2 protein-coding genes are annotated in these 12,540 nt (G+C 46.9%); both read right to left on the bottom strand.

Features of this window, described 5'->3' with window-relative positions:
• Positions 1–103: 103 nt before the first annotated feature.
• Positions 104–4,720, bottom strand: coding sequence for a non-ribosomal peptide synthetase (locus tag AACT52_RS31460; RefSeq protein ID WP_073634573.1), 4,617 nt, complete (start codon positions 4,718–4,720; stop codon positions 104–106).
• 14 nt (positions 4,721–4,734) lie between these two features.
• Entirely contained in the window at positions 4,735–12,534 is a 7,800-nt protein-coding gene (locus AACT52_RS31455; RefSeq protein ID WP_073634572.1) for a non-ribosomal peptide synthetase, read from the bottom strand.
• Between the last annotated feature and the right edge of the window lie 6 nt (positions 12,535–12,540).

Below are 12,540 nucleotides of genomic sequence, written 5' to 3'. Positions count from 1 at the left end.
CATGTTCGCTTAATTGCCCATAATAAAACTTATTTGTAGTAAGGACTTCAGTCCTTGGTTTGTCGGGAAAGAGGACTAAAGTCCTCACTACGAACTGATATGATTATTTACTATTTGACTTGCGCTTAATGTTGGTTAACTTTTGTTGCAGAGTGTTTTGATAGGTTTGTTCTTTGGCTATTTGCTGCTGTTTATCTACTTGCATGAGAACTGTTTTTAGCTCATTCAGCTTGACGTTCGGCTCTGAAGTGATATTGCGTAAAATTGTTTGAAAATGTTCTAGCATTCGAGTTATGCTGCTTTGCTCGAATAAGTCTGTGTTGTATTTCAACAATCCTGTTATTCCTTGCTCTGTATCCATAAGCTCCAAGAGTAGGTCATGTGTTACTGTTGTGTTTTCCACTTCCAAAGGACTTAAGGTCAAACCTGAAAGTTCTAAGGGTTGGATTGGAGTATTTTGGAGTATGATTTTTACCTGAAATAACGGCGTGTGGCTCAACTGTCGCTCTGGATTGAGAACCTCTACTAACTTGTCGAATGGTAGGTCTTGATGAGCGTATGCTCCTAAGGTACAATCGCGTACCCGTCCCAGTAACTCTCGAAAGTTGGGGTTTCCTCCTAGGTATGTGCGTAATACCAATTGGTTGACAAAAAACCCAATTAACCCTTCAGTTTCTGCTTGGTTGCGGTTGGCAACATCGGTACCCACAACAATGTCGTCTTGCTCGCTATAGTAGTGCAGCAAGATGACAAAAGCTGCTAGCAGTGTCATAAACAGCGTAACTCCTTCCTCAGTGGTGAGCTTTTTCAGCGCCTCAGATAGGGTTTTGTCTAGCGAGAGAGATTGTCTTGCCCCCCGGTGAGTTTGAACCGCTGGTCGAGGACGGTCTGTGGGTAATTTCAGAACAGGAAGATTGTTACCAAGCTGCTTCCAGTAAGCAAGCTGGGTTTCTAGCACCTCCCCCTGCAACCACTGGCGTTGCCAAACTGCAAAATCTGCATACTGGATAGGTAGTTCAGGAAGTGGTGAGGACTTGCCAAGACAGAAAGCTTCATAGAGGGTTGGGATTTCTCGGATAATTACGCCCATAGACCAACCGTCGGAGATAATGTGGTGCATTGTGAATAGCACCACGTTATCTGCTTCACCTAGTCGCAAAAGAGTCACTCGCAACAGGGGACTTTTATCAATAGTGAAGGGTTTTTCAGCCTCTTCTTTGGCAATCGTACGTATTTTTTGCTGCTTATTAACAGGGATTTCACTGAGGTCTACCACAGGCACTGCCAAGGTTAGGGTTCGAGCAATAACTTGGACAGGTTGCCCATTCTCTACAGTAAAGGTGGTTCGCAAGACTTCGTGACGCCGCACGATTTCGTTAAGACTCTGTTCCAATGCTGGCACGTTGAGCGAACCAATGAGACGGACAGTAGTAGAAATATTGTAGGAGGTGTCGTGTGGAGCCAACTGGTGGAGGAACCACAGCCGTTGTTGGGCGAAGGAGAGGGGTAGGTTTTTCTCCCGTGGAACGGGTACTATAGGCGGAGCCATCAGTCCTTGCCCCGCTTTCATTGTCTTTTCAATGGTTTCGGCTAGCTCAGCTATTGTAGGCGACTCAAACAAACAGCGCAGCGGTAACTCCACTTGAAAGACTTTGCGCAGCCGGGAAATAACCTGGGTGGCTAGCAGTGAATGTCCGCCTAGCTCAAAGAAGTTGTCGTGGATACCTACTTGTTCCAGCCTCAAAATATCAATCCATATGGCAGCTAGTACCTCTTCGATGGGGGTACGAGGTTCTGCAAAAGATTTTTCTAAGTCAGGTCTAGCCAACTCAGGTGCAGGTAGCGCTTGTCGATTAACCTTGCCGTTAGGCGTTAGCGGCAGTGCCTTTAGTATCATAAAGGCAGAAGGCATCATATACTCAGGCAGTTTGTCCTTAAGGAAGCGCCGCAGTTCAGTAATTGTCAGTGCTTGCTCTGGGTGAGGAACTACATATGCTACCAAACGCTTAGAACCTGGTTCATCCTCGCGAACCACAACCACACTCGCTCGCACCGCTGAATGTTGTGTTAGCGCTGCTTCAATTTCTCCGAGTTCAATCCGGAAGCCGCGAATCTTCACCTGATTATCAATGCGATCGAGAAACTCAATGTTGCCATCTGGTAGATAGCGACATAAGTCGCCAGTTTTGTAAAGCCGCGCTCCTGGTTCGTCGCTAAAGGGGTTGGAGATGAATTTTTCAGCACTCAGTTCGGGGCGGTTGAGGTAGCCCCGTGCTAGTCCTTTGCCGCCTATATGTAGTTCCCCTGGCACGCCAATAGGAACGGGTTGTCCTTGAGAGTCCAGTAGATAAATCTGCGTATTTGCAATCGGGCGACCGATAGGAACAATTGGTAAATCGCTTTGACGCTTGCAAGTCCAAAAGGTGACATCAATGGCAGCTTCAGTCGGACCATAGAGGTTGTGCAATTCGGCATCTAGACTGGCAAAGAACCGTTTTTGGAGTTCAAAGGGCAACGCCTCGCCGCTGCAAATTACTCGTTTGAGGGATTTACATTTCTCAAGTCCTGGCTCTTGTAAGAAAACTTGGAGCATAGAGGGGACGAAATGCAGCGTGGTAATTTGCTCTTGGGCAATCAGCTTCACCAAATAGGCACTATCCTGATGACCACCTGGTTGGGCAACAACCAGACGAGATCCATCTAACAATGGCAAGAAAAACTCCCAAACTGACACATCGAAGCTGAAGGGGGTCTTTTGTAGAACGCTGTCGGCTGGCGTGAACTGATAGGTATCCTGCATCCAGAGCAAGCGATTACAAATGCCCATGTGGGTGTTCATCGCCCCTTTGGGTCTGCCTGTAGAACCAGAGGTATAAATTACATAGGCGAGATTGTTAATTGTTACCCAGCCAGTAGGGTTTTCCTGACGCTGTTGGGAGATAGCGTCCCAGTCTGCGTCTAGACAAATGACTTTGGCTTGATGATAAGGCAAACTCTCTAACAGCCGTGCTTGGGTAAGCAGCACCGGCACAGAGGTCTCATGCAGCATGAAAGCCAACCGTTCTTGAGGGTATGCTGGGTCAAGCGGTACATAAGCACCACCCGCCTTGAGAATACCCAAAAGTGCGATGACCATCTCTAGCGATCGCTCCACACAAATACCCACCAGTACCTCTGGTGCCACTCCCAGTGTTTGCAAGTGGTGTGCTAATTGATTTGCTTTTGTGTTCAGCTCCCGGTAGGTTAACTGTTGGTCTTCAAAGATGACAGCAATGGCGTCGGGCGATCGCTCTACTTGAGCCTCAAAAAGTTCGTGAATGCACTGGTCTTGAGGATAGTCAGCCTGTGTATCATTCCAGTCTACCAGCAGTTGTCGCTCAGCTTCTGTTAAAAGTGACAACTCCTTGAGACGTTTTTGGGGATTGGCGACCATCCCTTCCAACAATGTCTTAAGATGCCCTAGCATCCGGTCGATGGTGGCAGTGTCAAAGTGATCGCCCTTTTGGTAGGATATCCTGAGCAATAACTCTGAACCCGGTACTGCACTCAGGGTCAGAGGATAATTCGTCTTTTCAAAGCCACGCCAATTGCGAATATCTAAGTTGAGATTGTGTTCCCTAAGGTGCACCTCTACAGGGTAATTCTCAAAAACCACGATACTCTCAAACAAAGGCATACCGGGCGGAATGTCACTCCATTTTTGGATTTCAAAGAGCGGAGTATATTCGTACTGACGCGCTGAAGCGCATTCAGCCTGTAATTGCTGGAGCCAAGGCAGCAGGAACTGTTCGGCAGGCACTTGTACTCTGACTGGCAGCGTGTTGATAAACAACCCTACCATCGAATCGGCTTTCACCAAAGAAGGAGGACGACCGGAGACTGTAGCCCCAAAAATCACATCTTCTTCACTGCTGTAGCAGTTCAACAGCAAAGCCCAAGCTCCCTGCACCAAGGTATTCAGTGTCAGCTGATGCTGCTGTGCAAAGGACTGTAGTGCGGCTGTGGTTGCGTGTGATAAGCGAATTTGTTGCTTATCGTAGCTTTCTTCTTGGTCAGTTAACTTTTGAGAAACCTGCCGCATTAAGAGTAGCGTGGGAGTTTGTACATCACTGAGCTGTTTGCGCCAGAAAACTTCCGCACAAGACAAGTCCTGCTGCTGTAGCCAAGCGATGTAATCTCGGTAAGGACGCGGTTGTGCCAAAACGAGGTTCTCATCCTGACAAAACGCTTGGTAGTAGGCAATAACTTCTTTGAAGATTATGGACAAAGACCAGCCGTCAAAAAGCAGATGGTGATGGCTCCAGATAAAGTAATAACTAATTTCCTGCAGCTGAATCAGCAAAAGGCGCATGAGCGGTGCGCGTGTAAGTTCAAAACCTCGCTGGCGGTCTTTTTGCAGTAAAGCTTCCAGTCGTTGTTGTTGCTCATCTGTTGGTACTCCCTGCCAGTCTTGGTTTTCCCAAGGGAGTGTTACCTGTCGTCCTACCACCTGAAGCGGTTTTTCCAGATTTTCCCAGACAAAGGCGGTGCGTAGCACTGGATGCCGAGTTACGACTCGCTCCCAAGCTTGGGCAAATGCAGCAATGTTCAACTTCCCATGCAGTTCAAAACTGATTTGTTGAACATATACCCCTGATGTTGGCTCACAAAGGCTATGGAAAAGCATTCCCTGTTGCATGGGAGATAAAGGATAGGCATCCTCAATATTTTTTAAGCTCATGTTGTTTATCTCCCCTAAAACGAAATCTTGCCCAATGCTTGATTAAGTCCGTCTTGACTCAGTTGCACCAACGGGAAATCTGAAGGCGTAAAACCGCCTGCATCGGAGGACTGACAGTGAGCAATGAGCGATCGCAACGCTTCTATAAACCCCTCAGCCAGCGCCTCGATTGTAGTGCGCTTATGCAGCTTCTCGCTGTAAGTCCAATTCATTTGTAGTCGCCCTTGGGAGATGACACCGTTGACTGCCAACAGATGAGTCCGGCTGGCCCGCCAACTGCGCTCCGCACCCTTGGAGGATTGAGCCAATCCAAATAGGGATGGCTGTGGTATAACTTGGTCAAACTGCCCCAAGTAGTTAAACATCACCTCAGGTTTTGGTAGCTCAGAAATTTCCTTCACCCCACTTATATAATTCAGCACACCATAACCTAGTCCTCGATTTGCGATGCCCCGCAGTTGCTCTTTGACAGCTAAAAGGGCTTCTCTGGGATTGGCAGCCTCTCCCAAAGTAAGTAGCACGGGAAACATAGAAGTAAACCAGCCCACAGTGCGGGATAGGTCTATATCCTCAAACAGTTCTTCTCGCCCGTGACCCTCCAAGTTAATGAGCAGTGAAGATTGTCCTGTCCACTGGGCAAATGCTTGCACCAGCGCCGTGAGCAAAACATCGTTTATCTGAGTGCGATACGCTGCTGGCACATCTTGCAGCAAAGCTTGAGTCTCTTCCACACAGAGGGCTACCGAAACGGTGTGGGCTGTCGCCTCTGTGTTTTCTCCCCCTGGATAATCTACAGGAATGCACTTAGCTGGTTGATGTGTTCTTAACCAGTAATCTAACTCTGAGTGCAAAGCTCTTGACTGGGCATACTCTTGCAGTCTTTCCGACCACTGTTTAAACGAAGTAGTTTTGGCTGGCAACTGGACTGCCTTTCCCTGACTAAGTTGTTGGTAGGCTGTCTGCATATCCTCAACCAAGATCCGCCAAGAAACACCATCAATAACTAAGTGGTGGGTCGCCAAAAGCAAGCGGCTGTGCCGATCTCCACCAAGGTCAAAGTAAGCAACCCGTAGTAATGGACCTTTTGACAAATTCAGGCTCGCTTGGAATTCATTAGCGGCTGCTACAATAGCAGCCTCCTGCTCCTCTTGCGGTACGGCTGACAAATGCAGCTGTGTTAGTGGTATCAACTCGTCAGGAGGGGCGATCGCTGAAGTCCAGCCTATGTCCTGTTTTGTAAAACGCAGGCGGAGTGCATCGTGATGTAGTAGTAACGACTGCACGACCTGTTCTAGTAGCACGGGATTAAGTGGCTGTTGCACTTCCAGCAGAAGCGACTGATTCCAATGATGTGCGTCTGGCAAATCTTGTGCAAAGAACCAGTACTGAATTGGTGTCAACGCGACTGACCCCGTGACCAGTCCCTGTTCAGCTTGAATCTGGTTGCTTGTGCCAGCTACTGCTGCCAGTTGGGCAATTGTTTGATGTTGAAACAGCTGCTTAGGAGTCAGATGCAGACCTGCTTGGTTGGCTCTAGATATTACCTGAAGGCTGAGAATAGAATCCCCACCCAATTCAAAGAAGTTGTCATTTACACCTACCTGTTTTAAACCAAGTACTTGCACCCAGATAGCGGCTAACTGTTTTTCGGCGGTCGTCTGAGGAGCGATGAAATCTGCTTCTCGTTCTGGACTTTGCCGATCCAGTGCTGGCAGTGCCCGACGATCCACCTTACCGTTAGGTGTTAAAGGCATTGCCTCAAGCAGCATGAAAGCAGAAGGCATCATGTATTCTGGTAACTTTTCTTTGACAAAGCTACGCAGTTCATTAATCAATGCTGAGTGCTGATCGCTGATAGCAAAAACAGTGCTTTCATTTAAATTAGTTGAAATATTTGTAACTATATAAGCGATTAAGCGCTTATTTCCAGGTTGTTCTTCTCTTGCCACCACTACGGTTTCCCGCACCGCTGGGTGTTGATTCAACACCGCCTCAATCTCTCCCAACTCAATGCGGAATCCCCGAATCTTCACCTGGTAATCAATCCGCCCCAAGAATTCTAGGTTCCCGTCTGGCAGATAACGGGCTAAATCCCCAGTTTTGTACAGACGCGCTCCCGACTCGTTACTAAAGGGATTGGGGATGAATTTTTCTGCTGTCAGTTCAAAAGTATTCAAATAGCCCCTCGCGACTCCTACACCGCCGATGTACAGTTCGCCCGTAACTCCCACAGGCACAGAGTTGAGATGCCAATCCAACAGATAAATTTGGATATTGGCAATCGGACGACCAATGGGCACTGTCTGGCGATGGGTATTGCTTTGAGGTACGCATTTCCAAAAGGTTACATCTACCGCTGCTTCGGTCGGACCGTAGAGATTGTGTAATTCAGCGTCCAGACGATTAAAAAAGCGTTTTTGAAGTTCAACTGGCAGCGCCTCGCCACTACAAATCACCCGTGTGATACACTTACAAGATTCAAGACCTTCTGCTTCAAGAAACACTTGCAGCATGGAAGGTACAAAATGCACGGTGGTGATTTGCTGCTGTGCAATCAAATTGACTAGGTAGTTAGTGTCTCTATGCCCCTCTGGTCGAGCCACCACTAAACGCGCACCTGTTAACAATGGTAAGAAAAATTCCCAGACTGACACATCGAAGCTCAAGGGTGTCTTCTGCAAAACTTTATCTGCTGCTGTTAATTGGTAAGCGTCTTGCATCCAGAGTAAGCGATTGCAGATGCTCCGGTGGGTATTCATCGCTCCCTTTGGTTTACCCGTAGAACCAGAGGTGTAGATAACGTAAGCTAAGTTATCGACAGTAGTATTGCAAACAGGGTTTTCTGAGCTTTCGCGGGCAATAAGTTTCCAGTTGGTGTCTAGGCAAACTAGGCGATCTGTATGTGTAGGAAGACTCTCAAGCAAGCGCTGCTGGGTTAACAACACGCTTGGTTGAGAGTTTTCTAACATGAAAGCCAATCGCTCTTGGGGATAGCTTGGGTCTAGCGGTACATAAGCGCCACCCGCCTTGAAAATACCCAAAAGTGCGATGACCATCTCTAGCGATCGCTCTACACAAATTCCCACCAGTACCTCTGGTCTCACGCCCAGCTTTTGTAAATAATGTGCCAGTTGATTTGCCCGCTCGTTCAGTTCCTGATATGTCAGTTGCTCATTCTCATACACCACTGCTACAGCATCTGGGGTTCGTTCTACCTGCGCCTCAAACAACTGATGCAAACACAATTCATTGCCATATTCAGTTTTAGTATTATTCCACTCTACTAGCTGCTGCTGCTCAGTTGTTGTCAGCAAAGGCAACTCAGAAAGGCGCTGCTGTGGATTTGCGACGATACCTGCGAGCAAAGTTTGAAAATGCCCTGAATAGCGAGAAATCGTTGCTTCATCGAAGAGATCGGTGTTGTACTCAAAGGTGGCAATCAGTCCCTGCTCTGTATCTTGCATCGATAGGGTCAAGTCAAACTTCGCCGTTCCACTGTTGACTTTCAAAGGCTGTATGCTTAAAGCAGGTAGCTCCAATGTTTTCATTGGGGCATTCTGGAAAACAAACATCACCTGGAACAGTGGTGCGTGGCTCAAGTTGCGTTCCGGTTGCAATTCCTCCACCAGCTTCTCAAAAGGTAAGTCTTGGTGAGCGTATGCTGCCAAGGTACAATCCCTAACACTTCCTAGCAACTCTCGGAAACTGGGATTGCCAGACAAATCGGTTCGCAGCACCAAGGTATTGACAAAAAAGCCAATTAATGATTCAATTTCACCTCGGTTGCGGTTGGCGATGGGAGAGCCAATTAGGATGTCTTGCTGTCCTGTGTAGCGATAGAGCAAGGTTTTGAACGCCGCCAACAGTGTCATAAACAAGGTGACACCTTCCTGTTGGCTGAGGGTCTTGAGCGCCTCTGTGAGTTCCTTGGACAGTACGAAGGAATGCTCCTTGCCTGCAAAGGTTTGCACACTCGGTCTGGGACGGTCTGCGGGCAGTTCCAAAACTGGCAGGTCGCCTTGCAGTTGCTGTTTCCAGTAATCTAACAAAGCTCGCAACTGCTCTCCTTGCAGCCACTCTCGTTGCCAAACGCTAAAGTCGGCATACTGGATAGGCAGTTCCGGCAGGGGAGAGGGTTTGCCTTCACAGTATACTGCATAAAGTGCTGCCATCTCTTCAACCAGCACACCCGTTGACCAAGCATCGGAGACGATGTGGTGCATTGTCAACAGCAATAGATGCTCCTGTTCACCCACTTGCAGGAGTTTGGCTCGCAACAATGGTCCTTTGGCTAAGTCAAAGCCTTGCTGCACTTCCTCAAGAATGAAATTTTGGATTTGGGATTGGGGAATTGTGGTGCAATCTAAAATCGACAATCTCAAATCCATCTTGGGGTGGATGACTTGCATTGGTTGCCCGTTGACTCTGGCAAAGGTGGTTCGCAAAACTTCGTGCCGTTTGATAACTTCGTTGAAGCTTTGTTCCAATGCGGCAATATTGAGTGAACCTGTGAGCCGAATGACTCTGGGAAGGTTGTACGAGGGCGATCCAGGTTCCAGTTGGTTGAGAAACCATAGCCGCCATTGAGCAAAAGACAGTGGTAAATCTTTGTCCTTAGCAGCGCGAGGAATCGCTGTAGTTTCTAGTTCTTGACCAGCCCTCATCGCTGTTTCAATATGCGCCGCCAGTCCGGCTACTGTTGGCGATGCAAACAACTGTCGCAGTGGTATTTCTACACCAAAGGCAGTACGGAGTCGGGAAATCACCTGCGTTGCAAGCAGGGAGTGTCCACCTAAGTCAAAGAAATTGCCGTCAATACTCAACCGTTGCACGCCCAGAAGCTGCGCCCACATCGCGGCTATGACTTCTTCGACCGGAGTACGGGGCGCTACAAAAGTTTTTTCGATCAGCGCTGCCTCATCTGGTGCGGGAAGTGCATGGCGGTCTATTTTACCATTTGATGTCAGCGGTAAAGCCTTCAGCACCACAAAAGCTGACGGTATCATGTATTCCGGCAACTTTTCTTTAAGCAAACTACGTAGGTCACCAGTCAGTGTTAAGTGCTGCGTGTTGGGTACTGAGGGAACGATATAAGCGACTAGGCGCTTGTCACCACCATCCTCTCTGGCAACAACGACCACCTCCTGCACAGCCCGGTGTTGGCTGAGTACGGCTGAAATCTCTCCCAACTCTATACGGAAGCCCCGGATTTTCACTTGGTCATCGAGGCGATGGAGAAACTCTAGATTTCCATCTGGTAAATAGCGTACCAAATCGCCTGTCTTGTACAGCCGATCCAATTTAAAATCCACAAAGGGATTGGCAATGAATCGGTCAGCAGTTAGTTCGGGGCGGTTGAGATAACTCCGCGCTAATGATTTTCCACCAATGTACAGTTCACCTGGAACTCCTATAGGAACTGGCTGTAACTGCTTATCCAACACGTAAACCTGGGTATTGGCAATTGGTCGCCCTATGGGAACTGTTGCTGCTTTGAGCTCCCCGCTTATTAAAGGAGGTTGGGGGGATACAGTATAAGTTAGCACCCCAACAGTGGTTTCTGTCGGACCGTAGTGATTGATAATCCGGCAGTGTGGTGCATATTGCTGAATCGTCTCAACCAAATGCCAATCAGTTGCTTCGCCGCCGAGAATGAGTAGCTGGCGGGGCAAAATAGACTCAATGTCACTGGAAGTCAACAACGCCGATATGTGCGAAGGAACTATTTTTAGGCAGTCGATAGGATGGCGACGGAAATATGCTGCTAGTGCTGCTGCATCAGACGCCCTTTCCCAAGAAACGACATGGAGACAGCCCCCAGTGCAAAGACAAGGGAAAATGACCGTGTTGCCCAAGTCTGCTGCGAAAGTGGAAACGGTGGCAAAACTGGCATCTTTGGGCAGTTCCAGCTTTTCTAAAATGCCGTACAGGTAATTGCAAAGTTGCTGATGCTCAATTGCAACGCCCTTAGGTTTGCCTGTAGAACCGGAGGTATATATTACATAGACTAGATTCTCAGGTGTGGCTTTACTGGTGGTATTTTCTGTACTTTCCCTAGCAATATCTTTCCAGTCGGTGTCTAAAGACACTACTCTGGAATTTTGGATTGAATCAATGCCTTGTTGTGTCAAGAGTATTGGTACTTGAGCATCCTGTAGACGGAAGGCGATCGCCTCTTTCGGTAGCCCCGGATCGAGTGGTAAGTACGCTCCACCAGCTTTGAGAACGCCCAGCATTGCCACTATCATTAAATAGGAACGTTCTAAGCAAATACCCACCACGACATCAGGCTGCACTCGCAACTTTTGTAGGTAGTGGGCTAGTTGATTAGCACTCTGGTTGAGTTCGCTGTATGTGAGTTGTTTATCCTCAAAAACAACTGCAATTTTATCTGGTGTGAGAGTTGCCTGTTCTTCAAAGAGTTGGTGAATACACTTGTTTCGTGGAGAATCGACCTGCGTTTGATTGAAATCGATGAGTAGTTGCTCCAGCTGATTAGGTGGCAGTATTTGTAACTGACTAATTGCCACATCTGGATTTTCAATCGCGCTGGTTAATAAAGTTTGAAATTGTTCTGCTAGGCGATGAATCGCATCGGCTGAAAATAAATTGGCATTATAATAAAACCCTAACTCTAAAAACTCCTCTTTATCAATACAAGATAGTTTAATTTGAAAAGGCTCAAGACAAATATATTGGGTGTCAAATGAAAACAATACATCACTTGCCAAACATTTTTCTGGCAATTGTTCAAAATCAAAAATAAAGGGAAAACTTTCTACATTTTTTTCAAAAATAAAATCTTCTTGCCACTCGTTAGCTTCTTCCACAGCTTGAGTGACCTGTTGTAAGACTTCCGAAAAGTGTAAATCTGTATTTAAGCGACTGGTAATTGGTAGCGATTTTGCAAATAGCCCCAAGACATCATTCAGTTCTTCATATTCTCTGCCATGACAGATTTTACCAACAATAATCTCTGCCTGTCCTGTGAACCGCCAAAGTAATATCTGCCAGCATGAAAGCAAGAATAAAGAAACTAAATTAGAGTTTAAGCCTTCTCCTCCTCTTGTCTCTGCGCCTCTGTGGTTCGTTTTAATTTCTTGAGTGAGATGGGGAGAAAGCGTAAAATTATAAACTTGCGGTTGAAATTCTGTTTTTTGATAAAAATTATCTGCAAAAGGTAACGTCAACGTATCTAGAGCAGAAAAATCTTGCTGACTCCAATAGTTTTTACCAGCTTCTGCTTCTGAGTCTTCCAGTAAATCATTCTGCCACTCAGAAAATTGCACATATTGTACAACTTCTTTGCTAAAATCTTCACCCTGCAAACAAGCAGAGTATGAATCGCTGATTTCTGCAAATAAATTCTTTAGAGTTCTAGCATCAGCACAAAGCGCAGGTAGAGTCACTACCAAGATATGCTTGTTGGCTGACAATTGTAGTAGAGAGCAACGCAGCAGAGGTCCCTGCTCAAAATCAAAAGGGTGGGATTTTTCTTCTTGACAAATAGATGTAATTGTGAATTTTTGAGAGTTATCCTTGCTCAAATAAATCTCTCGCCAAGACAAGACACTGCTATCCTTTACAACCATGACCGGAATTTTCATACCTGGTAGGCAATGAAATGTTGTTCGCAGAATCTGATGGCGATTGACGATGTTTTGTAAAGCGGCTTTTAATACCTCAGGTTTAAAATTCCCTTCAATACAAATGACACTTTGAGCTACATAAGCAGCGCCACTTTCTTTTTGCAATAACCAAAGACGTTTCTGATGAGGAGAAAGACGAAAACCGCTAATAGTTTCAGTTATCATTGACTG

Origin of the sequence: Scytonema sp. HK-05 (assembly GCF_963872035.1) — a bacterium.
GTDB lineage: Bacteria > Cyanobacteriota > Cyanobacteriia > Cyanobacteriales > Nostocaceae > Kalymmatonema.
This window is presented reverse-complemented; position numbering and strand designations above follow the sequence as displayed.

What these genes read in the sequence shown, in the direction of transcription:
- AACT52_RS31455 (WP_073634572.1), bottom strand. Translation starts at nt 12,534, where the DNA reads ATGATAACTGAAACTATTAGCGGTTTTCGTCTTTCTCCTCATCAGAAA.
- AACT52_RS31460 (WP_073634573.1), bottom strand. Translation starts at nt 4,720, where the DNA reads ATGAGCTTAAAAAATATTGAGGATGCCTATCCTTTATCTCCCATGCAA.